We start from the raw sequence: 24,833 nt of genomic DNA, 5'->3' as shown, positions 1-24,833 counted from the left end.
GTTTGGTTCAAAGAAAACGAAGAAAGACATTAAAAGACGTAGTTGAAGAATTTGGAAAACAATACAAATAAGCTTTTAATCCAAATCTCCGAAAACCTCATCTAAAACCAGTTCAAAACCCGGCAAAACAGACGAGGTAATTTTTTCACTAAGTGTAAATATTTTAGAAGGTTGAAATTTACACAGATCGTTTAGCGTATAAATTAAAATACTTTGGTCGCTTTGGCTAACCACCCAATATTCTTTCACGCCGAATTCTTCATAAACCTGATATTTATTCAGCAACTCTTTTTTATTATTTCCCGGCGACAGGATTTCGATTACAATATCAGGCGCACCAATACAACCTCTGGCATCCAGTTTACTTCTATCGCAAATTACACAGATATCGGGCTGTAAGACGGTGAATACGTCTTTATCTGCTTTACTTTCTTTTGGAAATCGAACATCGAATGGAGCAGAATAAACTTTACAAGGTTTGCCATCTAAAAAATTCAGGAAAGGTTTTAACAAATTAATCGAAATTTCCTGATGCAATCTCGACGGCGCAGGACTCATTTTAAAGATTTTTCCTTTAATGAGCTCTACCCTGTCTTCGAAAAGCCAGTTAAGATAATTTGCATAGCTATAAGTTAATGATACATCGATATCATTAAACTGCATAACCGGGCCGTCATGCAAATCCGTTTTGTAAGGGACTGGTTCTGACATACTCAAATATACTAAAATTTATAGTATTTAAACCTTTCCTTAAAATGAGTTTGTTAAAATTTCATCTTCTGAATCCTTACTGCATTTAAAATTGCTAAAAATGCGACACCAACATCGGCAAAAACAGCTTCCCACATCGTTGCCAAACCCCCGGCACCTAAAATTAAAACCAATGCTTTTACGGCAAAAGCTAAGGAAATATTTTGGATTACCACATTTCTGGTAGCTTTACCAATTTTAATTGCGGTAACAATTTTTGAAGGTTGGTCTGTCTGAATCACCACATCCGCAGTTTCAATAGCGGCATCGCTTCCCATTGCACCCATTGCCATACCAATATCGCTGATGGCTAAAACTGGCGTATCATTTATGCCATCACCAACAAAAGCCACAACTTTTGTTTTATCCTTTTTAATTTCTTCCAGTTTGGCCACTTTATCTTCTGGCAGTAAATCGCCAAAAAAAGAATCGATACCTATAACACCGGCAACTTTTTTAACAATGGAAGTTTTATCACCGCTCAACATAACTACTTGTTTTACGCCATTGGCATGCAGTTGTTTTATGGCTTCTGCCGCATCTTCTTTAATTTCATCGGCAATTAAAACGTAACCTACATATTTTCCGCCTATTGCTACTGCCACAATGCTTTCTTCAATATCAGTAATTTTTAAATCGAAATCGATGTTAAATTTCTCTAAAAGTTTAACATTTCCGGCCAGAATTTCTTTACCATTAACCGCTCCTTTTAACCCCATTCCGGCAATTTCTTCGATATTGTCTGCAGGATGCATTGCTGTTTCGCCAACAAACTCTACAATGGCTTTGGCAATAGGATGGGTAGATTTTGCTTCAATAGCAGTTAAATAATTCAGAAAATCTTTTTCTTCAATATTACTTTCGACCTTTTGGACTTTAAAAACACCTTTGGTAAGTGTTCCTGTTTTGTCCATTACAACTATATTAAGCTTTGTAATTAAATCTAAAAAGTTGGAACCTTTAAACAGAATGCCACTGGCCGATGCTGCACCAATTCCGCCGAAATAACCCAGCGGAATGGATATCACCAATGCACAAGGGCAAGAAATAACCAGAAAAACCAGCGAACGATATAACCAGGTTTGGAAATGATATTCGCTGCCCAAAATTAAAATAGGGATGGTAAGCAATGCCAGCGCCAGGAAAAAAACTATTGGTGTGTAAATCTTTGCAAACTTGCGGATGAACAACTCCGTTTTAGCTTTACGTATTGTCGCATTTTGAACCATTTCCAAAATGCGGGATAAGGCACTATCAGCAAAAGCTTTTGTTACTTTTATTTCGATAACTTTATCTAAATTTAGCATTCCCGCCAGTACATTTTCACCTTTATTGATGGTTTTAGGTTTGCTTTCGCCGGTTAACGCAGCGGTATTAAAACTGCTTTTTTCTGAGCGCATTTCACCATCCAGTGGAATTTTCTCCCCCGCTTTAATCTGAATAATTTCACCTATTTCTACTTTTTCGGGTTTAACATTTTCGTATTTACCGTTACGTAATACATTGGCTACATCTGCACGTACATCGAGCAGGGCAGCAATATTTCTTTTTGCCCTATTTACCGCAGCCATTTGAAAAAGTTCTCCAATGGTATAAAAAAGCATTACGGTTACCCCTTCCGGATATTCGCCAATGCCAAATGCACCAATGGTAGCAATAGACATTAAAGAAAATTCAGTAAAGAAATCTTTGGCTTTAAAGGTTTCCCATACTTCCTGCAAAACAGGAATACCGACAGGCAAATACGCAACGATATACCAATAGGGACGGATTATTTTAAAAGCTTCTACCCTGAAAATATTGTCAAAAGCAATGCCGATAAGCAACATCACTAAAGTAACTATAGCAGGTAAGTAGGTTTTGATAGCCGATGGGTCGCCACCATGGTCATGCTCATCGTCATCGTGACTGTGTGCATGCACATGGGAATGGGTATGTTGATGTGCTTTACTACTGCAACAGCTATCTTCTTTATCGTGGGTATGGCTCATTATAATACTATTCTGTACGCAGTTATTGATTGTATTAGCGCTTAAGTTTAATATATAAAAGTGCTAAACTTTGTTAATTAAACACAATTAAGATGTGATTAACATTTATAAATTAATAAAAACCTTTGGATTTGAAATGAAAGCCAAACGTTCTTCTCTGAATCCGGTATGGTTAAATATACAATATTTCAAATTTAGCACATTATTGTGAATCATTCTTAATAACGAAATTTTTTATAGCCACACAATAAAATATGTTAAAAAATGTTAATACTGTAATAAGATTTAAAAATGATGAAATCTCTGAAATTCCATTTCTCGCCATCCGAATTTATCAGGCGCTTAGGTTTAGCAAAAATTTACTACTGGTTTAATAAGTAATATTCTTAATATATTGTTTCAGTATTAATTAGTATTTCATAAATTTCGCTGTTATAACTAACTTATTTAAGCGAATGAAATACCAAAATTTGAAAAGATATTTTGCGGCACTGGGTATAGTCGCTGCCGGCTTTTCTGCAAATGCACAAACCACCAAAAAATTTATCGACCCTGCAAATATGGATTTATCCGTTAAGCCGGGAGATGATTTCTACACCTACGCAAGTGGTACCTGGATAAAAAACAATCCTGTTCCGGCTAAAGAAACACGCTGGGGCTCATTTAACGAACTTCGCGATTTCAACATTAATGCGGTAAAATCGCTTGTAGAAGACGCAGCTGCTGATAAATCTGCACCTGCAGGGTCTGTAAAACGCCGGGTTGGCGATTTTTTTGCAGCCGCAATGGACACCGTTACTATCGAAAAGTTAGGTTATACGCCTATCAAAGCTGATTTAGCTAAAATTCAACAGATTAAAGATATCCAGGGTGTTTTAGACCAGGTTGCATACATGCGGGTTAATGGTTTAGGCGGCGCAATGTTTGGCGTTGGCGTTGGGCAAGACCGCAAAAACGTAAACAAATACATGGTTAACATCAGTCAGGGTGGCACAACCTTGCCCGACCGTGATTATTATTTGAAAGATGATACCAGAAGTGTTAAAATCCGCGAGGCATATAATACTTACATGACTACACTGTTTACCTTAACAGGAAGCACACCTGAAGTTGCCAAACAAAAAGCAGAAACCGTTTTTAAAATTGAAAAACAATTTGCTGAAGCACAAATGAGCCGTTTGGAAATGCGTGATCCTTACGCAACTTATAATAAACTAACTATTGCTGAATTAAATAAAAAAACGCCTGATATTGATTGGTCTGCTTATTTACCAAAATTTAATATTAAAGGGCAGGATACTTTGTTAGTTGCCTCACCTAAATTTCTGGCAAGTGTAGATGGTATGTTGAAATCGGTTTCTGTAACAGACTGGAAAACTTATTTAGAGTGGAATATTTTAAAAGGTTCTGCCGGAAGTTTAAGTTCTCCGTTTGTTAAAGCAAGTTTTGCTTTCCAACAGGCACAAACCGGTCAAAAAGTTCAAACACCTCGCTGGCAACGTATGTCATCATTAACCGATGGCATTATTGGTGAATTATTAGGCCAGTTATATGTTGCCAAATACTTTAAGCCTGAGGCTAAAGCGAGAATGGATGCAATGATTGTTAATTTGCGCAAGGCATTCGAAATCAGAATTAAAGGTCTGGAATGGATGAGCGATGAAACCAAGAAAAAAGCTTTGGAAAAACTTGCTGCTTTCAGACCAAAAGTTGGCTACACAACTAAATGGGAAACTTACACAGGTTTAGACATTAATAGAAATACGTATTTCCAAAACTTACGCAATGCTAGTAAATGGGGTTACAACGAAAATGTTAGCAGGTTGGGTAAACCTGTAGATCGTAACCGTTTCGGAATGACGCCGCCAACGGTTAACGCATCCTATAGCCCGACAATGAATGAAATCACATTCCCTGCTGGAATTCTGCAATTTCCTTTCTTCGATCCAAATGCAGATGATGCTTTAAATTATGGCGGAATTGGTGCCGTAATTGGTCATGAAATGAGCCATGGTTTTGATGATAGCGGAAGTCAGTACGACGCTTCAGGTAACCTGAAAAACTGGTGGACAGCTGAAGATCGCAAAAAATTTGAAGAAAAAACAAAAGCTTTAGGTGAACAATTCGATGCTTATACTGTTCTGGATACCGTTCATGTAATTGGTAAGCTAACCATGGGCGAAAATATCGGCGATTTAGGCGGTTTAAATGCAGCTTATACGGCCTTCAAGATGACTAAACAAGGACAGAGCAATGAAAAAATTGATGGTTTCACACCAGACCAGCGCTTCTTTTTAGCCTGGGCACAAGTTTGGAGAGGTAATATTTTACCGGAAAGTGCTGCTCAATTGATTAAAACTGATCCACATTCACCGGGCCCTTACCGTACAATTGGTGCACCGGTAAATATGGATGCCTGGTATACTGCATTTGATGTTAAGCCCGGCGATAAATTATATAAAAAACCAGAAGACAGAATCAGAATGTGGTAGTTTTAAGGTTGAAGGTTTAAAGGCTGAAGGAAAAGGTTTCCCCATTCCAGGCCTTATAAAGATTTTATCCTCGAAATAAATATCAATCTATAATGCGAACGTCCCGAATAAATCGGGACGTTTTGTTTAAAGGGCTCTTTTAATGCTGCGCCACGTTATTCACACTTAAGGAGAAATCTTCAGGCACATGATATTTTGCATTAAGATTATCAATTAAATTGGAGATGGCGATCCTTTCAAAAATAAACAAGGCTATCTTTTATTAATTCATAGTTATCATTCTATCTTTGAGAACGAACCACCTAAATCATGAAAAAAATATTTAAGGTCATTTTTATTTTCAGTCTGTTTTTGTTTTCGCTAAATGTTAAAGCCCAAAATAAACTGATAAGTATTGACAAATTAGTAAACAATACGGACCCAGCCTGGCCGCTTGTTCAAAAGTGGATCGCTTCCGCAAAAAACAAGGTTGAGGTTTTACCGGTTGATTCTGCAATGGCCAAAGCAGTATTGCATAATTCTCAAATAACAACCTATGCCACACTGGGGTCAGTAATTTATAATACGGGTGGTATTATGGTTGATAATGGCTGGATTAGAATTTTAGGTTCGGGCAGTGAAAAGCTAAACCGTAATATTGCTGAATGGAATAAAGGAAAAACAATAAAAGAATATGGTGATAATGTGCCTTATCTTTTAGTTGCTGATGATGCAGTTGGTGGTTTTTTCGCGATTAATTATGGCGGTTTGGGAAAAGACATTAAAAATGTTTATTACCTCGAACCAAATACGTTAACCTGGCAACCATTAGGTGCAGGTTATGGCGAATTTCTCGTGTTTTGTTTTGACAGTGATTTATCCCAATTTTACAAAGGTTTACGCTGGAGCAACTGGAATGAATTTATCAATAACCTGGATGGCACAAAAACCTACAGCTTTCGACCTTATTTATGGGAAAAAGGAACTGATATTGAAAAATGCACGAGAAAGCTTGTGGGTATTGAAGAAATGTATCGTTTTAACATCATGAAATCGAAAGCATTAAATGCAGATAAAGGAATTAAGAATACCGACACTAAACAATAAGAGCTATCTGCCGATTATAAATTTTCAGCATATTTTGCTTGCGTTTTCTTAGGTAATTTGGCTAACACCATTGCTCTTGAGTCGGCAACTCTGCTTTTTAACTCTTTATCATTTAACACATCCAGGTTTTCAACTTGTATCCATTGTCGCTTTGCCAGATGATAGGCCTGTGCAATCCCATCTCTTGCCGTTAATGCATCAAAATCATCAGGGTTACATTTTATAGAAAACCTGCTTCCTTCATCAATAGCAACAATAACGTAGATTTTTTCCTCAATCATGAAACAAAGATGGTCCCACTTCATGCCTTCGGTTGTGCCCGGCAGACTTAAACAATATGCTCTAAAAGATTCGATATCCATTTTAGCGTTTATGGTTTTGGGGTAAACAAATACGAATTTCACTATGTTTACACTTTAATTCTTGAAGAACGAAAATAGTAATTCTTTATTAAAATCTTAAATCCTATTAATCCTGGTTTACCTTTGCTTTCTTATCTTGAAAATCTTTTTATCTTTTAAATCCTGATACATACATGAATATTTTAACCCTTACTGCCGATGGTTCAAATACCCTTTACAATGAAACCATAGGCGAACATTACCATAGCAAACACGGCGCATTACAAGAAAGCAAACATGTTTTTATTGACGCAGGCTTAAAGTTTATATCTGAGGGGAAAACTGAAATTTCGGTTTTGGAAGTAGGTTTCGGAACAGGTTTAAATTTTATCTTAAGTTTCGAATATTGCAACGAGAACAATATCAAATTAGATTACACCAGTGTAGAACCTTTTCCATTAACAATAGATATAATCAACCAAACGGGTTACTCAAATTACGTTTCTTCACAAATCTGGACAGCTTTCATATCCAACTATGAAAGAAGTTTAACATCATCACAAACGTTATCCCCACTTTGCGAATTGGAAATCCCACATACTACTTTAGCCGAATTCGGTACCGAAAAAAAATTTGATGTAATTTACTATGATGCTTTTTCAGTCCAGCATCAACCTGAAATGTGGAGCGATGAAATTATCGCTCACGCTTGCAGTTTCCTGAAACCTGGTGGCGTTTTTGTCACTTACGCAATTACCGGAAAACTTAAGCGAGCAGTAAAGGCCTGTGGTTTTAACATCGAGAAATTACCTGGAGCGCCTGGAAAAAGAGAAATGCTTAGGGCGATTAAAGGGATGTAGTGGATGGAAGATGTAAAATGGATGATGGCCATCTTCCAGTAAAAAACTTAAATATTAGCAAGAACAGGAGTACCTAAACCCGGTGCAGCGGATAGCTTTTTTTAACACTTCCTTAAATATTATTGTCATGCTGAGGCACGAAGCATCTGCAACCGATGAAAAAATTGCTTTAAACCATAGAGTGACCGAGTTAAAAAAACTTGTACTGTAACACGGGTCGAACTTTAAAATGAAATGCTGGATTGCTTTTCGAATTTTTATTAGTCGGGTTTCTAATCTGACAAATTCCAACCCCTGTTTAAAACCTCAACATCCTTTCTTTGTTAAACCACTATTAAATTTCATGTCATGGAAAAAAGAACCTTAGGAAAAACAGATTTAAATATCGCGCCAATTGTATTTGGAGGAAACGTTTTCGGATGGACTATCGACGAGCAAAAATCATTTGAAATATTAGACCATTTTATAGAAAGTGGATTTAATTTTATCGATACTGCAGATGTGTATTCGCGTTGGGTGCCGGGAAATAAAGGCGGCGAATCGGAAACCATTATTGGCAACTGGTTAAAAAAGAGCAACAAACGTCAGGAAGTTATTATTGCGACCAAAGTTGGTTCTGATATGGGAAGTGGAAAATCGTTAAAAAAAGATTATATCATTAACGAAGTTGAACATTCGCTTTCCCGCTTACAGACCGACTATATCGATTTATATTTTTCTCATTTTGATGATGAATCGACACCTGTTGAAGAAACCTTAAGTGCTTATGAAACCCTAATTAAAGCCGGAAAGGTACGCTGGATTGGTGCATCAAATTTCTCAGCAGACAGACTAAAAGAATCTTTACTTTTCTCTGCCAGTCATAATTTGCCCCGGTATGAAGTTTATCAACCTGGTTATAATTTATACGACAGGGAAGAATTTGAGTGGGAACATGAAAAAATTTGTCTCGACCATGGCTTAGGCGTGGTTACATATTATTCTTTAGCAAGCGGATTTTTAACTGGGAAGTACCGCAGTGAAAATGATTTGAGTAAAAGTCAGCGGGGTGGCGGAGTAAAGAAATTTATGAACGATAGAGGTTTTAAAATTTTAGAGGGATTAGATAAAGTTGCCCAAACATATGGTGTTGAGCCAGCATCGGTAGCTCTGGCCTGGTTAATTCATCATCCATCCGTCACTGCTCCAATTGCAAGCGTAACGGATCTGAATCAGCTAAAATCATTTAAAGAAGCTGCTGATTTGAAGTTAAACACAGAAGATATTTCGATTTTAGATAAAGCTAGCATCTATTAAGAATAATCCATTATATTTAAGTGCCCGATTGGTAAAACATTTAATCGGGCACTTTGTATTAAACAGGATTTAAATTACCATGAAAGAAAAACTATCTTTTCTCCCGAAACTGGCACTTGTTCTGTTCTGTTTAATCAGTTTAACGTACATCGCCATTTTAGGGCAGTCGTTGTTAGCGCCATTACTATTTTCATTTCTGATGGCCATTTTACTGCTACCGGTTGGCAGCTTTTTAGAACAACGATTTAAGTTGAAAAGAAGTTTGTCTACTATCGTTTCCGTGATTTTAATGATTGCGGTAATTAGCGGAATTATCTATTTCTTTGGCAATCAACTAAGTGATTTATGGGCCGATTGGCCATTATTGAAAGAAAAAGCAAGCATTTCCTATCATGAATTGCAAAAGTGGATTTCATCTACATTCCATGTGAATTCTGAAAAGCAGCTCGCTTATTTAAATGACAGTACCGAAAAAGCTTTGGCAACGAGTGCAACTATCGTTGCTACAACATTAGCAACACTTTCCTCTACACTGCTTTTTTTAGGTTTTACATTGCTGTTTACCTTTTTCATTTTAAATTACCGCAGGGTTTTATTTACATTTCTGACATCAGTTTTCAAAGAGGAACACAAAGAAAAGGTAACTGAAATCGTTAGTCAGATTCAATACATCATTAAGAAATACATTATTGGTTTGTTCTTACAAATGTTAATTGTTACTGTTTTGATAATTGCAATTTTAAGTTTACTGGGCGTTAAATACGCTGTTCTTTTGGGTTTAGTAGCCGGTATTTTTAATGTAGTTCCATACTTAGGCATATTTTTCGCGCTGCTTATCAGTTGCTTAATCACCTTTGCAACGGCCGGTGCCGGTAAAGTTTTACTGGTTTTGATTGCTTTTGTTGGTGTGCATGCTGTTGACGGGAACGTGTTAATGCCTTTGGTTGTAGGCTCCAAAGTAAAAATAAATGCCTTGTTTGCCTTTATCGGTATCGTAATAGGGGAAATGATTTGGGGCATATCAGGTATGTTTTTGTGTATTCCTTATTTAGCTATGCTTAAAATTATATTCGACCGGGTTGATACGCTTAAACCATGGGGAATTTTAATGGGCGAAGAACATAAACCAGACAAAAAGAAACGTGTTTACAGAATTACGAAAAAGATTAAACTAGAGGAAAAAGATTAATGATGCCTAAAAGCTGGCAGCTGAGATTTGAGTGTTTCAGCCAATTTACCGGGAATTTTTATCCGGATTTAGCATTTTGGCGTTCGATAAATTATTAAGCACCAAGACACAAAGATTTATTTTCGCCTTTATTAAAATCTAAGAAATATATAGCAAATCTTCTTTGTGCCTTCGCGCCTTTGTGGTGAACGTCGAGAATTCCATTTTTCTTAATCACTTAGGTTTGGTACTTTAGCGTTCAATAAATTATTTAACCACCAAGGCACGAAGATTTATTTTCACCTTTATCAAAATCTAAGAAATATATAGCAAATCTTCTTAGTAGTCTTTACACCTTTGTGGTGAACCATAAAAACACAACTATGCCTAATAACCCGATTCCAGCTGCCGCACACAATCCTGCCGATGCCTTTAACCGTTTGCTCACTGTTTTAGATACGCTACGTACACAATGTCCATGGGATAAAAAACAAACTATGGAAACTTTGCGCCATTTAACTATCGAAGAAACTTACGAATTAAGTGATGCCATTCTGGAGGGTAATTTAAATGAAATTAAAAAGGAATTGGGCGATGTAATGATGCACCTGGTTTTTTACGCTAGAATCGCTTCAGAAACAAATGACTTTAACATTGCTGATGTTTTAAATGGTGTTTGCGATAAACTGGTTACCCGCCATCCACATATTTACGGCGATATCGAAGTGCAAAACGAAGAAGATGTTAAGCGGAACTGGGAACAAATTAAATTAAAAGAGGGAAACAAATCCGTTTTAGCGGGTGTTCCAGGTTCTTTACCGGCCTTGGTCAAAGCTGCTCGAATTCAGGAAAAAGCGCGTGGTGTTGGTTTCGATTGGGAAAATAAAAATCAGGTTTGGGAAAAGGTTGAAGAGGAATTACAAGAATTTAAAGCCGAATTTAATGTAGAGGATAATACTGCTATCGACGTAGAAAAAGCAGAATCTGAGTTTGGCGATGTGCTTTTTTCATTAATTAATTACGCCCGTTTCATCAACATCAATCCCGAAAATGCATTGGAGAAAACCAATAAAAAGTTTATCAAGCGTTTTCAATATTTAGAAAACAAGGCCAAAGAAAACGGCAAAGCTTTAGCAGACATGACACTTGCTGAAATGGATATTTATTGGAACGAGGCAAAGAAATTGTAATATGAGTTCAGCCCTAAACGATAATCAAGTCCCAAAAAACCTGATTAACATCATCACTTTTAATGTTACCGCTACACAAACCATTGATGGCGGGATTATTCCATGGGTAAACATTGGCAAGGCAAATGAAGAAATTTTAAACCTTATTGATGCGGATGAAGTTGTAATTGCTGCGCATGAAATTACGATTTCTGTTGATTATCCGCTGGCGAAGCCAACATCTTTTCATTTATTTTCATCAATTGGCTTCTCAAGAAAATTATTATTAATCGAAATCAGGGAAAAATTTTTGGAATTTTCAAAATCAGAAGTCGAATCATTTGATGTTTATGGCCTGGATTTAGTTGCTTTAGATGTTTACCAAACTAATTCCGGCAAAATAGAACTTACTCTGGATATTGATGTTTAACACACTTATTGTATTAAATATGCGATTATGATTTACGTAAATCCTATTACATTGACAGAAAAACACCTTAAGACAAAAAGAAGGACTGCCTTGTGCCTCGCAATTAACGACTTTTAGACTGAATTTCTAATAAAACACCCCGTCTACGTAATACCATTTCCCTCCTTCAAATTTAAAGTTGGATTTTTCATGCAGCACTTCTGTTTCAAACTGTTTATTCAGGTAAAAAGCTTTAAACTCTACTGTATCAAAACCAGCCGAAACGATTTCGAGCTTTATCCATTTAATATTTTTTGCGCTTTTTAGATATGCGTTTTTCGAATTTCCCTTTCGTTTGCTTGTATGTGTGGTTTCATAAAGATAATCCCCGTCGGCCACTACAAAAGCCGAATATCGCGAACGCATTAAGGCTTCGGCAGTTGGCGCAATCCTGATTTTTAAATGGTAAGGCTGGCAGCAATTTTTGTACAACAAATTATTTCCGCACGGACAATTCATATTACTGTTGATTAATTTCTTTTAGGTAATAAGATGAATTCATTTTCTTATTAGGTTCAAAATTATCGTAAATCATCTTAACGCCATCAATAAATCTGTATTTATGTTCCAGAGTTGCTTTTAAAGCATTAATCACTTCGCATTCCTTTTCGCTGAAATAAAAATGATTATGGCTGAAAAACTCCATAATAATATTAAATCTTCGCCTGTCATTATAATCTGCATGTACCAAAGCTCTCAGTTCTCCAATCTTTTTTAAAATATGGGAATGCATTACCTGTGGCTTTAACTCCGGAATCAGGTTTATCATGCCATCTTCAGAAATAACCACCACCACAATTCCTGCCTTTTTCTCCATAAATTCATAATAACGCACGGCTGAATTAAACCTCGCTCCTCTCGAGGAGTCGCCATAAGAACTGGCAATTCCATCTAAAATAACGCCAATTCCGTGGCAAAAGCAATCTGTATCTAGCAATACGGCACCATCAATTGAAGTAACCTGATGAACCATATTTTTGGTTAATACTACAGGTTTTATTTTGAAAGACTGATCAACTAACCTGCTGGATTCTTCCTTTGCGGCATCAGAAATTACTAGAATTGTACCATGTTTTTGCTTCGTGGCCTCAACCGTAATTCCCCATAATTTGTTCAGTTTTCCCCGCTGAATAGTTTTAAAAACCCTGCTCAATGTAGAATAAAACCGCTCTTTATTAATTTGTTCGCTGTAGAAACTCGGCATCCTGAAAGCGACAGAAAGCATAATTTTATCATGATGCAAAACCTCCCAATGGAAATGTTTGGTAAAATGTATCACAAATAAAGATTCTTCATGATAATTGTATTTTCCCGTAAGTTTCCCTAATCCGTAAATAAAAACCGAATCAGAAATCAGCAGGTTTTTATGGTCAGCAAGCTCTAAAAATTTTCTGACCTTTCTAAAATCCTTGATGTGAATCGGCTCTTCCAAAGCAATAATTAATTCAACATTTTTATGGTTTATACTGGCGACAATCATTTTCCCTAAGCCCTCTTCACCCTCATATTTTAAAGATGAAATGGTATTGCAGGCGTCGTATAACATATGAAGGTGCTGTGTATTCTGCCCTGCAGCCGAAACCGTTACCATGAAATCATGCGCTGCAGAGCTCACCAGTTCGTCTCTGCTTTTAGATAAAATTTTAAATTCCGATTGCGACTTTGCCTTTAAAGCATTTGTACTGGCATTCAGATAGGTTTTGATGATACTTTCGATAAACGAACGACTTATCTTTAGTGTCTTAGCGGCAGTTGAAAAATCTTTAGTTAGTGTATAGTAAGTGTTCATCACAGCCCGACTCAGTTCCGTAACGACAAAAACCAGATATCCATTAATGTAAGCCGGATTGGAAATAAAGCTTTCTACAACATTACGCTTTGAATGATTTCTTAAAACCTGTTGAATTTTTGATAGATAACCATTTGCCACATAAGCTGAAACACCAATTTTAACATCTTTCTGGGTTGGATGAATAATTTTCGGAATGGCCTGTAAGCTTAAAAAATCAGCAACGCAGTAATCGCAATCCTTACATTCCAGATTAATAAACGCTTTGTTCGAATCATCAGCAATCCGAACGCCAATCATAAATACTTTAGGGTGAAGGCGTTCATCCAGGGAGTCAAAAAGTTCTTCTGCGGCTAATTGAAGCGAAATCTGACAATGCAACTGCTCATCCCAAATTAAATTATTGCAACTTATCATGGTTGTTCTCGAATTTAAATCAGGTATAGTTGCTTACATTTTCAGGCTTTTATTTCAGGTGAACTCAAAGATATTTTTCTTTGAATAGCTTAATGTTAAAGAAAGTTAAGTTATTGTAACGATAACGCCCCCTCTACTCCGCTTATTTTCCGTAAAATTGCAATTCGAAAAATGAGGTATTTCTTTCATATTGCATATCAGGGCCAATATTTTAGTGGCTGGCAAAAACAACCTGGCGTTAAAAGCGTACAGGAAGTTATAGAACAAACGCTTTTTAAAATCTTTAAAACACCCATCCCGATTATTGGTTGCGGCAGAACTGATGCACATGTACACGCAAGTCAGTTTTTTTTCCATGCAGACATAGAAAAAGACTTCGATTTTGATTTGCTCTACATTTTAAATAAAGCTTTACCATATAATATTGCAATTTTCGACATTATTAAAATGGAAGGAAAGCCCCATGCCCGTTTTGATGCCGTTCAACGGAAATACGATTACTTTATCCATACTTACAAAGATCCATTTTTAAGTAATCAAAGTTCTTTTTACCAATTGAAAAACCTCGATTTTGATAAAATGAAGGCGGTAGTAAAACTACTGCCTAAATACAAAGATTACCGGGCTTTTTGTACCCATCCGGATAAATACGAACATACCATTTGCAATGTGATGGCTGCTGATTTATTTGTAAATCCAAAAGGTGACAGATTTAGATTTCACATCGCCAGCAATCGTTTTCTCGGTAAAATGATTCGGATTACAATGGGTAAAATTTTGATGGTTGGAAAAGGCGAACTGAGTTTTGATGAATTCGAAAGTGAACTGATAAACCTCAAGGCTTCCAAACTTTCGTTACCTGCACATCCAACAGGTTTATATTTATCAAAGGTTACTTACCCATATTTAAATCTCGAACCGAGAACCGAAATTATTTCTGCAGTTCAGGGTATAGAATGGAAATTAGCTTAGTCGTAGTGCATTTATCCTAAGTTAAGTTGTAGCAACGATGTTTAATAACATGTATAAACCTCATTCAGAACTTATTCAGGTTTTCGCGTTCGATATCGCAAGAAACTATTAGCCTATTTAAATCGGATGGCTTTTAATGGCGAAACTTTGCTGATTAATAAGGAAGGTATTAATAGAACAGTTAAACACACCACAACTGTAATAAAATTTAGTGCAAGTACATCAATAAAATGAAGTTCTATTGGCGCATAAGCTAAAAAATACGAAGATTGATCGAGCTTAAAAATATGTGTTGATTGTTGAATCAATCCTAAACCGATACCTAAAACATTACCCAGCAATAAACCGATACCGATTAAATAAGCAGCATTGTAAAGGAAAATTTTCATGATGCTCCAATTACTTGCACCAAATGATTTTAGCATGCCAATCATATTGGTGCGCTCTAATATCATAATTAAAAGCGCGGTAATCATATTTATAACGCCAACAATAAGCATCAGGATAAGTAAAACGCTTGTATTTACATCAAGTAACCCTAACCAGGTAAATATATTCTGAAAGTTTTCTTTAATGGAATAAGAACGCAGATTTTGCGGCAATTCTTCAAATATGCTATCTGCTACGTTTTTTAATTTATTAAAATCTTTAATTCTGATTTCAACACCACCGATTTCATTTGTTTTCCAGCTGTTTAATCGCTTTATAATATTCAGGTTACCAAGTACGAATCCTTTATCAATATCCTCTACACCGATATCGTAAATCCCTACAATCTTAAATTTGCGTGGCCGCAGCTGATTTTGAACAAAATACATAATAAAATCATCACCGGTTTTAAGTTTCAACCGGTTTGCCGTATAGCTAGAAATTAGGAGTTCCTGCATAGCGGCAGTACTGTCAGAAAAATCAATAATGGTTCCGCTGATAATATGTTGTTTGATATAATCCCAGTTATAGCCTTTGTCGACACCCTTAAAGTTTATGCCTTCTATTTCTTCATTTGCAGAAATAATAGCCGGCTTCGTAGCAAACGGATAAAAGTATTCTATATCAGGATTGCTTTTGAGTTTTTTTTGAGTCTCGGCATCTAAAACAAATGGCGAATGCTCGAAAGAATTATTTAAATCGTAACGGGTGATTTGAACATCCCCTAAATAACCACGGACTTTATCCTGAATTTGAGTTTTAAAGCCTTTGATTATGGCAATAGATAAAATCATAACCGCAAGACTTAACATTACACCTGCAATGGCAATACGCACTATGAGCTTTGAAAAAGTTCGTTCTGATTTTATGGCGATTCGCCCGGCTATGAAATACTCGAAATTCAATTTGATAAATTTGTTGGAACAAAAATGCTTAAATCCTTTTTAAAAATGGCATTTTTGAAAATAAATAAGCATTCGTAAAATAATCAATACGCGTTTAACAATAATTTAAAAATTGTTAAATTGTTTTGTTTTTAATTTAATTGATTAAAAATTATTCTGAATATGAAAATATACATCAGCTTTGCCTTATCTGTTTTACTTGCAGTATCCGCTTGCGGACAAGAGCAAAAACCTTTAAACCAGGAGCTGGGCAGCAAAACCCCTGCAAACCGTAAAGCATTAATAAAAGATAACTTAAAATTGCCTGCTATTAAAACCGGTGCAGAACAAACTGAAAAATATTTACCCTTACTGGAAGGAAAACGTATAGGTATGGTTGTTAACCCGACTTCAATAATAGGCGGGGCAACATCTGTTGATAGTTTATTAAAACGAGGTATTAAAATCCAAAAGATATTTGGTCCTGAACACGGTTTTAGAGGCGATGCAAGTGCCGGCGTTAAAGTTGATGATGCTATTGATGCAAAAACAGGTATTAAAGCCGTCTCTTTATATGGCAAGCACAGCACACCAACGCAGGAAGATCTCGCAGATATAGACCTGATGGTTTTTGATATACAGGATGTTGGTGTTCGTTTCTACACCTATATAAATACCTTACAACACGTTATGGAAGCCTGTGCAGCAAATAATAAAGAACTGCTGATTTTAGATCGTCCAAATCCTAATGGTTATTTAATTGATGGGCCGATTCTGGATCCGCAATTTAAATCAGGCATAGGCATTCAGCCTATTCCAATCGCCCATGGCTTAACTATTGGCGAATATGCCCAAATGCTTAATGGTGAGGGCTGGTTAAAAGATAAAGCGAAATGCAAAATTACAATTATCAAAAATGCGAATTATAATCATGACATGGAATATACTTTGCCTGTTAAACCATCCCCAAACTTAAATACGCAACAATCAATTCTTTTATATCCATCTACCTGTCTATTTGAAGGAATTTACCTTAACCACGGTCGCGGAACGCAATTTCCCTTTACCGTAATAGGTGCACCATATTTAAAAGGAATTTACAAATTCTCTTATACACCTACCGGAATAAAAGGAATGGCAGAAACACCATTATTTAAAGATGAGCTTTGTTACGGAATAGATTTAAGAAATTATGATATTTCCATTTTAAGAAAAGAACGGAAAATAAACATCGATTGGGTTATTCAATTATATAAAGCTTCACCTAAAAAGGAGGATTTTTTTAATTCCAAATTGAGTAATCAGACCATGCCAATTGAGCGGTTAATTGGTGTTGCGAGTTTCAGACAACAGATAATTGCCGGCAAAAGTGAAAAGGAAATCAGAGCAAGTTGGGAACCTGGATTGTCTGCCTACAAAACCATGCGTAAGAAGTATTTGCTCTACAACTAATGATTGATGAAAGACGGATTGAAGGTAGAATTAGTTTGCTGATAACACAATCAATTAAAACAATGTGTAAATGGCGATTGTTCTTCTTCTATAATCACGATTGAGTCATTGGACACTTTCCAGGCATTCAATCCATCTGTCATTCAAATTCAATCCTAAAAAACATGAGCGGACCAAAAGTTACAAGCGATAAACCTGGAAGTAATTATCAGGAAGAGGTGCCAAAAGGAAGAAAACCGGTAGATAATAAAACCGTTAGAAAACCTGATGACAGTTCGCCGAATAAACCAGTTAAAACCGATAATCCTGCTAAACAAAGGGAAAACGAAGAACAGCCGGTTCATTCGATAAAGAAAGCACCAAAAGAGTAAATGATAGGCTGCATCATGAACATGAAATATTATCCTGCATATAGTGGAGCAGGGTGAAAAAATTTTTAAACTGCATTTTAAGGGTTTATAGGATCAGCATAGGCTACCCTTAATGTGAAAAATGAATGTTTGTGGTGTAAGCTTTTACTTACTTCCCGTCGATTTGAGGAAAGACAGCAATACTTTTTCGTCATGTTCTAACCCAAGTTTACCAACAGTTTTATTGTTATTCATTTTCTTCATGTATTTTTCCAGTTCGTTATTTTCGTACGCGGTAATCAATAACGGATAAACATAAGAACTTTTGCAAACGGCTCTGGTATTACCAAGTTTTTTTGCTACACAATCTAAAACGCTTACAACGGTTTTTTTACTATTCAACTGAAAATTTTTGTCGGCACTGCATTTTGAAAACTGCCTTAAAGCTTCCAGTGTTCCACCCCAGGTGCGGAAATCTTTTGCCGTAAAATCACTTCCGGTTATTTCTTTGATGTAATTATTTATTTTACCAGAATCGATCCCTCTATGTTCCTTTCCATTGGAATAAAATTGAAATAACTCCTGACCCGGAATATCACGGCATTTTTTTACCAGCCTGGCCAACGACTTGTCATTCAATTCTACATTTTGCTTTACGCCTTTTTTGCCTATAAAATCAATATTAATTTTATTACCGTTTATTTTAACATGTTTATCCCTTAAAGTGGTTAAACCAAACGAACCATAAAGTTGTTTATAACTTTCATTTCCAACACGGATTAAAGTTTTTTGCAGCACATCAACGGAAATGGCCAAAACTTTCCGTTCATCCAATTCTTTACGATGTAAATCTTTTGCTAATTTTTTTCTCGCATCGGGCAAAGCTTTCCCAAACTCATGAAGCCTGAAATATTTATCATCCGAACGCCTGCTGGTCCACTTGGTATGGTATTTATATTGTTTTCTTCCGGCTGCATCAATTCCGGTAACCTGCAGATACGCATTCGGTTTATTGGCAATCCATACATTCTGCCATGCAGGCGGAATAACCAATGATTTTATCCTGGCCAAATGCTTTTCATCCGTAATCTTATGTCCGTCTTTATCTTCATAATGGAATTTACCCGGCTTGCCTTTCCGATAAATCCCAGGCATGGAATCGGTTACATAAACCAGTCCGCTCGCTTTAACTACCTCTTTGCCTTGTATCATTTTAACCTGTCAGGATGATTTATTTTTAGTTATTTTGTAAAAAACTTAATGTGAAGAATCACATTATTTTAGAAACACAACACTTTCTTATGAAAATAGTTTTTATGGGCACGCCCGATTTTGCCGTTGCTTCTTTAGATGCCTTAGTTAAAGCGGATTTTGACATTGTTGCCGTAATCACTGCACCGGATAAGCCTGCCGGACGTGGTCAAAAACTTAACGAAAGTGCTGTAAAAAAATATGCTCTAGAAAAAGGAATTCCTGTTTTACAACCCGAAAAACTCAAAAATCCAGGCTTTCTGGAAGAATTAAAATCTTACCAGGCCGATTTACAGGTAGTAGTTGCTTTCAGAATGCTGCCCGAAGTGGTTTGGAACATGCCTCCAAAAGGAACAATTAATTTACATGGTTCTTTATTACCTCAGTACCGGGGCGCAGCGCCTATTAATCATGCCATTATAAACGGCGAAAAAGAAAGCGGTGTAACAACCTTCTTTTTAACACACGAAATTGATACCGGTAACATCATCCTTAGTGATAGTACACCTATTACCAATGATGAAACAGCAGGGGAATTACATGATAAATTAATGATTATCGGGGCGAACTTACTGGTTAAAACGGTTACCGCAATTGCTGAAGGGAATTTTACCGAACAACCGCAGCCACAAAGTGAAGTTCTAAGACATGCGCCCAAAATATTTAAGGATGATTGTAAAATAGACTGGAATAATCCTGCTCAACAGGTTCACAACCTTATCAGAGGGTTAAGCCCTTACCCTACTGCTTTCACTTTATTAAATGATAAAACCCTTAAAATTTTTAAAGCAGAAATCGAAGATAAAGAACCGGGTATCGCAGCCGGCGGATTTTTAACTGATGGAAAAACCTTTCTAAAATTTGCTACCAAAGATGGCTTTATAAAGCTTTTGGATATTCAATATGAAGGCAAGAAACGAATGCTGGTTGAAGATTTTTTAAGAGGAATGAGGCTTTAGTTCGTTTTTTGTTAGCGTATTCCAAACTGATAATTGTAAACAGCCTATTTCAAACTATAAATTGCCAACTAAAAACTGTTAAGCTTTTCGATTAAAAACTTAGAAACTTCATTAAAATAACGCTTTCTGCCATAGCCCATAACCCATTGTATCCCCTGGGTGGCATTTGTAATGAAAACCTCTTCTGCTTCTTTTAAAATTTCGGGGTTAATCTGTGCTTCGATTAGCTCCATATCATTCATTTTCGCCAGTTGCATTATTGCGGTTCTCATAACGCCGCCAATACAACCTTCCGTTAATGCCGGGGTGTAAATTTTATTATCATAAACCACAAAAATATTGGCGCTGATGCTTTCGCAAAGAAAACCGTATTGATTTAATATCACTGCCTCATCTAAACGATTCTGGCTTTTAAAAATACCGGCCATAACATACAACAGCGCATTGGATGTTTTAAAATTTGAGAGTTTATTTACCGGCTTGGTTATTTCATCAAAAACATCAATAATTAAACCTTTATTGTTTAATTCGTATTCATTACTCTTTAACGGAACACCTTCTAAAATATAGCCTGCCTTATTATTTTCGGGCGTATACACACCTGCTCCCTGACGGTAAACTGAAAGACGAAAACGAACATTTCCATTCCATCTGTTCTTTTTAGCCAGATCAGCAGTTTTCTGGCGAATAAAATAGTCATCCATTAAAGCATGGCCTTCCATTTTTAAAGCCTTCATTCCGGCGGCTAATCTATCCGCATGTAAATCTGCAAACTGGAGCTTATGATTAATCATCCTCATACTTTCAAAAAGGCCATCGCCAAATTTGAAGCTTCGGTTAGAAGCGTTTAAAACGGGCGCATCTGCCAAATGAAATTCATCATTAAATAAAAGGTATTGTGGAGACATATTTTAAGATGCGGCGATATAATTTTCCCATTTATTTAATCCGGCCTTAAAATCGGAAGGTAAAGGCGATTCAAAGTACATGTATTCTTTTGTCGTTGGATGAATAAAACCTAAACTCTGCGCATGTAAAGCTTGTCGCGGCAATAATTCAAAACAATTATCTACAAATTGCTTGTACTTATTAAACGTTGTTCCTTTCAAAATCTTATCGCCGCCATACATCGCATCATTAAATAATGGGTGACCAATATGTTGCATATGTGCCCTGATTTGGTGAGTTCTTCCGGTTTCCAGCTCACAACTGATTAAAGTAACATAGCCCAAGCGCTTTAAAACCTTATAATGTGTTACCGACCATTTGCCCTTTTCTTCATCGTTGTAAATGTCCATAACGCGACGGTCTTTTGCACTCCTGCCAATATAGCCTGTTACCGTTCCGTCGTTTTCGATGTCGCCCCAAACCAAAGCAATGTATTTCCTGGTGATGCTGTGATCGAAAAATTGTCGTGCCAGGTGCGTTATCGATTTTTCGTTCTTACTGATGAGTAATAAACCCGATGTGTCTTTATCAATTCGATGCACCAGTCCTGGTCGTCCATCATTTCCGGGTAGTTGTGGTAATTGTTCAAAATGAAAAGCAAGTGCATTGACCAAAGTACCTGTGTAATTATTAAATCCCGGGTGAACGACCATCCCGGCGGCTTTATTTACAACAAGCAAATCGCTGTCTTCATAAATAATATCCAGCGGTAAATCTTCCGGGTAAACTTCGGTATCGCGTGGCGGATGAGGTAAAACAATAGATATCTCATCAAAAGGTTTAACTTTATAACTTGGTTTAATTTGCTTCTGATTAACCAGAACATTGCCTGCATCAATTGCATTCTGAATCCGGTTACGCGAAGCATTTTCTACACGAACCATTAAAAATTTATCAATTCGAAGCAAAGACTGCCCTTTATCAACAACTATTTTTAAATGTTCATACAATTCCTGCTCTTCTGATTCCTGCAATTCGACCACATTTTCCATGCTGCAAAAATAAACTTTTAAGTGTAAGTATTCCGGAATGATTACGGATTAAATAAAAGTGATTACATTTGATGCTAATAGCCGCACCCTTAACCCTTTAATTATGAAGAAGATTTACTTAAACAGCTTATGCCTGAGTTTATTACTTATCTGTACAATTCAAATTGCAGGTGCACAGGAAAATGTTGGAGACTTATTTAAATCTGGCCCGGCTGATGCAACAAAATTGGTAAATGCATACTTCGATCCCTTATACAAGGGTTTAGGTGTAGGCCTATCTGACGGCTGGACCAATACCGCTAAATCGAAAGGATTTCTAAAATTCGAAGTCAGGGTTTCGGCCTCCGGTGCATTGGTGCCTCAATCTGCCCGCACTTATGATGTTAAAACTTTAGGCTTAAGCAATATCAGACCAGCTGCCGGTGCTTCATCTATTGGCCCTACAGCTTTTGGAAACGATGAGCCGGGCGGCCGTATGCAACTGTACAGCAGTAATGGCTTACCAACGACCACATTTTTTAATTTACCACAAGGTGTGGGTTTTCACATCGTTCCATCTGCCCAAATCCAGGCTACAATCGGTTTACCTAAAAATATCGACTTATCTGTACGGGCGATGCCAAAAATAAAACTTGGCAATGATTTAGGAAGCTTATCCATGATAGGCGCAGGCGCTAAAATTGAACTGTTACCACTTTTCATGGGCAAATCAGATAAATTGGTTCCTCTTGATATTGCACTGGCGGGCGGCTTTACACAATATAAATATACACTACCATTAAATATTAACAACAGCAATAATTCCGACCAAAGAATTGACGCCCGGTTCAATGGCGTAAATTTTGACGCCATAATTTCGAAAAAAATATTGTTTTTTACGCCATTTGCAAGCATTGGCTACCAAACATCAACCACTAATTTAAAAGCTTTGGGCACGTATTCTTTTGATACAGGAAATGGCACTTCCGTTTCGTATACAGATCCAATAGCCGTTAAGCAAAAAGATATCGACGGGGTTCGTGCCAGTTTAGGCTTTCAATTAAAATTTGGATTTTTTAAACTTTACGGCTCTTATACTGCAGCAAAATACAATCTTTTCAATGCCGGAATAGGCTTTGGTATCGGTCAGTAATGCTAGAAGGCATTTATTTAGCTGAAATAATGATTATCCAATAAAATTTTATTAAAATATTTTACAAAAAAAACACCTAACTGGTTTTTCAGAATTGCTGAATAAAATGTTAAAACACAAATATTGATTAAAATCTGAATGCATTAATCACTTTAGCACCCTTTTAAGAACTTTTTTCACATAACTGACTTTAATTTCTTGTCAATTAACTTTATAACCTTTTCGATCTGCAACATTAATTTTATATTAACTTTGTAGAAAACCTGTACATATTCCAAATATTGGCTTGCTATTTGTAACATGTATTTTAGTATAATAATTAATCTATGAAAAATTTTACTCAAAATGTAAAAATCGTACTTAATTTCTTTCCTTATCTGGTAAGGAAGATATATTTTAAGTAATTTTTAGTAAAAAACACCTGCAAATTGCAGGTGTTTTTTATTTTTACACGTGTTTGAAAAAATATACAGTCCTGTTGATAAAGTAAAATTATTTCCGTTCGACAATTTATTTGCCAAACGAGATGATTTAATAGACCCCTACATTTCAGGAAATAAATGGCGTAAGCTGAAGTACCTTTTAATAAAAGCTAAAGCTGAAAACAAAACCCACCTGGTCACCTTTGGCGGCGCATATTCAAACCATTTAGTAGCCACGGCGGCGGCGGCGTCAAGAACCGGATTAAAATCTACTGCATTTATTCGCGGAGAAGAGGTGAAGAATGAAATGCTATTCATTTGTTCACTTTTCGGAATGAATCTTATTTTCACAGATAGAGAAAGTTACAAAGACAAGCCGGCACTTTTTAACAAAAACTTTCAAGATGATAAAGACGCAATGTATATTGCTGAAGGCGGTGCTTCCGCTGAAGCAATACTCGGTTGCGCTGAAATTATAGACGAACTTACCGACGCGCATTATGATCATATTTTCTGTGCAGCAGGAACGGGAACAACCGCAGCAGGGTTGTTAAAAGGAATTAAAAAAAATAATTTAAAAACTAAGCTCCATGTGATTCCGGTTTTAAAAAATGGCTTTTTTATTAAAGAGGAAATCCTAAAATATACGCCCGATTCAGCACAGCTCCTGTTTCATACCGATTATCATTTTGGCGGCTATGCTAAAACCACACCCGAACTTCTCGATTTCATTAAAAACTTTATTCATAACACAGGTTTACTTATAGATCCGGTTTACACGGCAAAAATGTTTTATGCGATAACTGACTTGCAAAAACAAAATCGTATTCAAAAACATGAAAAAATCCTGGCAATTCATACAGGCGGTTTGCTCGGAATTTTCGGCATGAAAGATAAATTTTAAAACAATATGCCGGTTTATGTGTGTTCATATCAAACGGATCGTATGAAAGTTAAAGGCTCAGTGGTAATAACATTAAATTCGGGAGAAAAAGCATTGATTTTAATTGCTAAAAACAAAAGTGAGCAAGAAAAATTATATCATCATTTATCGATAGATGCTTATCAGTTCAAAAATGAAATTTCTGAAGAAGCGCCTAAAATAGCCTATATTTCTGCCGGCTACAAAAGCGAAACCAATGAAATTATATGGGAGGATAATTATATTCCTATTCCAAAATGGTACGATAAAAACTGAAATTTGAGTTCCTAAT

At 36.3% G+C, this 24,833-nt stretch carries 23 protein-coding genes; 14 read left to right on the top strand and 9 right to left on the bottom strand.

The annotated features are described in order from the left end of the window. Nucleotides 1-75: 75 nt before the first annotated feature. Together O0931_RS02295 and O0931_RS02290 are read right to left on the bottom strand one after the other, a co-directional pair. Complete coding sequence (locus O0931_RS02295) at nucleotides 76-711, bottom strand: Uma2 family endonuclease (RefSeq protein WP_269413933.1); 636 nt, start codon at nucleotides 709-711, stop codon at nucleotides 76-78. A gap of 53 nt (nucleotides 712-764) precedes the next feature. Continuing rightward, on the bottom strand, nucleotides 765-2,741 hold the full coding sequence (locus O0931_RS02290; RefSeq protein WP_269413932.1) for a heavy metal translocating P-type ATPase: 1,977 nt from the start codon (nucleotides 2,739-2,741) through the stop codon (nucleotides 765-767). Between the two features lie 455 nt (nucleotides 2,742-3,196). Between O0931_RS02290 and O0931_RS02285 the strand changes: the two genes are divergently transcribed. Continuing rightward, nucleotides 3,197-5,233 (top strand): M13 family metallopeptidase, encoded by a 2,037-nt coding sequence (locus tag O0931_RS02285; protein ID WP_269413931.1) that lies wholly within the window; start codon nucleotides 3,197-3,199, stop codon nucleotides 5,231-5,233. Nucleotides 5,234-5,542: 309 nt separating this feature from the next. Beyond that, a complete protein-coding gene (locus O0931_RS02280) occupies nucleotides 5,543-6,319 on the top strand; it encodes a DUF2625 domain-containing protein (RefSeq protein ID WP_269413930.1) in 777 nt (258 codons plus the stop codon). 14 nt (nucleotides 6,320-6,333) lie between these two features. On the opposite strand, the gene O0931_RS02275 is transcribed toward O0931_RS02280, so the two are convergent. Beyond that, on the bottom strand, nucleotides 6,334-6,723 hold the full coding sequence (locus O0931_RS02275; RefSeq protein ID WP_269413929.1) for an MmcQ/YjbR family DNA-binding protein: 390 nt from the start codon (nucleotides 6,721-6,723) through the stop codon (nucleotides 6,334-6,336). 131 nt (nucleotides 6,724-6,854) lie between these two features. Here O0931_RS02275 and mnmC2 point away from each other — a divergent pair, with 131 nt between their 5' ends. From mnmC2 to O0931_RS02250, 5 genes are all read left to right on the top strand, one after another. Next, nucleotides 6,855-7,520, top strand: coding sequence for a tRNA (5-methylaminomethyl-2-thiouridine)(34)-methyltransferase MnmC2 (gene mnmC2 / locus O0931_RS02270; RefSeq protein WP_269413928.1), 666 nt, complete (start codon nucleotides 6,855-6,857; stop codon nucleotides 7,518-7,520). Between the two features lie 348 nt (nucleotides 7,521-7,868). Further along, on the top strand, nucleotides 7,869-8,816 hold the full coding sequence (locus O0931_RS02265) for an aldo/keto reductase (protein ID WP_269413927.1): 948 nt from the start codon (nucleotides 7,869-7,871) through the stop codon (nucleotides 8,814-8,816). A gap of 79 nt (nucleotides 8,817-8,895) precedes the next feature. Next, the gene (locus O0931_RS02260) at nucleotides 8,896-10,005 is read left to right on the top strand and encodes an AI-2E family transporter (RefSeq protein ID WP_269413926.1); all 1,110 of its coding nucleotides are present in this window, start codon (nucleotides 8,896-8,898) and stop codon (nucleotides 10,003-10,005) included. A 362-nt stretch (nucleotides 10,006-10,367) separates the two neighbouring features. Then, a complete protein-coding gene (mazG, locus tag O0931_RS02255) occupies nucleotides 10,368-11,174 on the top strand; it encodes a nucleoside triphosphate pyrophosphohydrolase (RefSeq protein WP_269413925.1) in 807 nt (268 codons plus the stop codon). 1 nt (nucleotide 11,175) lies between these two features. Then, complete coding sequence (locus O0931_RS02250) at nucleotides 11,176-11,583, top strand: hypothetical protein (protein WP_269413924.1); 408 nt, start codon at nucleotides 11,176-11,178, stop codon at nucleotides 11,581-11,583. 126 nt (nucleotides 11,584-11,709) lie between these two features. On the opposite strand, the gene O0931_RS02245 is transcribed toward O0931_RS02250, so the two are convergent. Beyond that, nucleotides 11,710-12,081: a YchJ family protein gene (locus O0931_RS02245; RefSeq protein ID WP_269413923.1), complete on the bottom strand. Its 372-nt coding sequence runs from the start codon at nucleotides 12,079-12,081 to the stop codon at nucleotides 11,710-11,712. A 1-nt stretch (nucleotide 12,082) separates the two neighbouring features. Next, entirely contained in the window at nucleotides 12,083-13,828 is a 1,746-nt protein-coding gene (locus O0931_RS02240; protein WP_269413922.1) for a DNA integrity scanning protein DisA nucleotide-binding domain protein, read from the bottom strand. 171 nt (nucleotides 13,829-13,999) lie between these two features. Here O0931_RS02240 and O0931_RS02235 point away from each other — a divergent pair, with 171 nt between their 5' ends. Beyond that, entirely contained in the window at nucleotides 14,000-14,800 is an 801-nt protein-coding gene (locus O0931_RS02235; protein ID WP_269413921.1) for a tRNA pseudouridine synthase A, read from the top strand. Nucleotides 14,801-14,913: 113 nt separating this feature from the next. Here the strand turns inward: O0931_RS02235 and O0931_RS02230 are convergent, their stop codons facing one another. After that, nucleotides 14,914-16,134, bottom strand: coding sequence for an ABC transporter permease (locus O0931_RS02230; protein ID WP_269413920.1), 1,221 nt, complete (start codon nucleotides 16,132-16,134; stop codon nucleotides 14,914-14,916). Between the two features lie 162 nt (nucleotides 16,135-16,296). On the opposite strand from O0931_RS02230, the gene O0931_RS02225 reads away from it, so the two are divergent. Continuing rightward, nucleotides 16,297-17,565: an exo-beta-N-acetylmuramidase NamZ family protein gene (locus O0931_RS02225; RefSeq protein WP_269413919.1), complete on the top strand. Its 1,269-nt coding sequence runs from the start codon at nucleotides 16,297-16,299 to the stop codon at nucleotides 17,563-17,565. A gap of 164 nt (nucleotides 17,566-17,729) precedes the next feature. Further along, nucleotides 17,730-17,936 carry a hypothetical protein gene (locus tag O0931_RS02220; RefSeq protein WP_269413918.1) on the top strand — a complete coding sequence of 69 codons (207 nt, stop codon included), beginning with the start codon at nucleotides 17,730-17,732 and terminating at the stop codon, nucleotides 17,934-17,936. Between the two features lie 144 nt (nucleotides 17,937-18,080). On the opposite strand, the gene O0931_RS02215 is transcribed toward O0931_RS02220, so the two are convergent. Continuing rightward, nucleotides 18,081-19,127: a DNA topoisomerase IB gene (locus O0931_RS02215; RefSeq protein WP_269413917.1), complete on the bottom strand. Its 1,047-nt coding sequence runs from the start codon at nucleotides 19,125-19,127 to the stop codon at nucleotides 18,081-18,083. 89 nt (nucleotides 19,128-19,216) lie between these two features. Between O0931_RS02215 and fmt the strand changes: the two genes are divergently transcribed. Then, a complete protein-coding gene (fmt, locus tag O0931_RS02210; protein WP_269413916.1) occupies nucleotides 19,217-20,125 on the top strand; it encodes a methionyl-tRNA formyltransferase in 909 nt (302 codons plus the stop codon). 68 nt (nucleotides 20,126-20,193) lie between these two features. Here the strand turns inward: fmt and O0931_RS02205 are convergent, their stop codons facing one another. Then, on the bottom strand, nucleotides 20,194-21,033 hold the full coding sequence (locus O0931_RS02205; protein WP_269413915.1) for an aminotransferase class IV: 840 nt from the start codon (nucleotides 21,031-21,033) through the stop codon (nucleotides 20,194-20,196). A 3-nt stretch (nucleotides 21,034-21,036) separates the two neighbouring features. Continuing rightward, on the bottom strand, nucleotides 21,037-22,065 hold the full coding sequence (locus O0931_RS02200) for an RluA family pseudouridine synthase (protein ID WP_269413914.1): 1,029 nt from the start codon (nucleotides 22,063-22,065) through the stop codon (nucleotides 21,037-21,039). Between the two features lie 103 nt (nucleotides 22,066-22,168). Between O0931_RS02200 and O0931_RS02195 the strand changes: the two genes are divergently transcribed. From O0931_RS02195 to O0931_RS02185, 3 genes are all read left to right on the top strand, one after another. Beyond that, complete coding sequence (locus tag O0931_RS02195) at nucleotides 22,169-23,197, top strand: DUF6588 family protein (protein ID WP_269413913.1); 1,029 nt, start codon at nucleotides 22,169-22,171, stop codon at nucleotides 23,195-23,197. 453 nt (nucleotides 23,198-23,650) lie between these two features. Next, entirely contained in the window at nucleotides 23,651-24,523 is an 873-nt protein-coding gene (locus O0931_RS02190) for a 1-aminocyclopropane-1-carboxylate deaminase/D-cysteine desulfhydrase (RefSeq protein WP_269413912.1), read from the top strand. Nucleotides 24,524-24,565: 42 nt separating this feature from the next. Beyond that, nucleotides 24,566-24,817 (top strand): hypothetical protein, encoded by a 252-nt coding sequence (locus O0931_RS02185; RefSeq protein WP_269413911.1) that lies wholly within the window; start codon nucleotides 24,566-24,568, stop codon nucleotides 24,815-24,817. Nucleotides 24,818-24,833 lie beyond the last annotated feature (16 nt).

Origin of the sequence: Pedobacter rhodius (assembly GCF_027213645.1) — a bacterium.
Taxonomy (GTDB): Bacteria; Bacteroidota; Bacteroidia; order Sphingobacteriales; family Sphingobacteriaceae; genus Pedobacter; species Pedobacter rhodius.
Note: the sequence above shows the minus strand (reverse complement) of the source record. Positions and strands in the feature narration are given on the sequence as shown.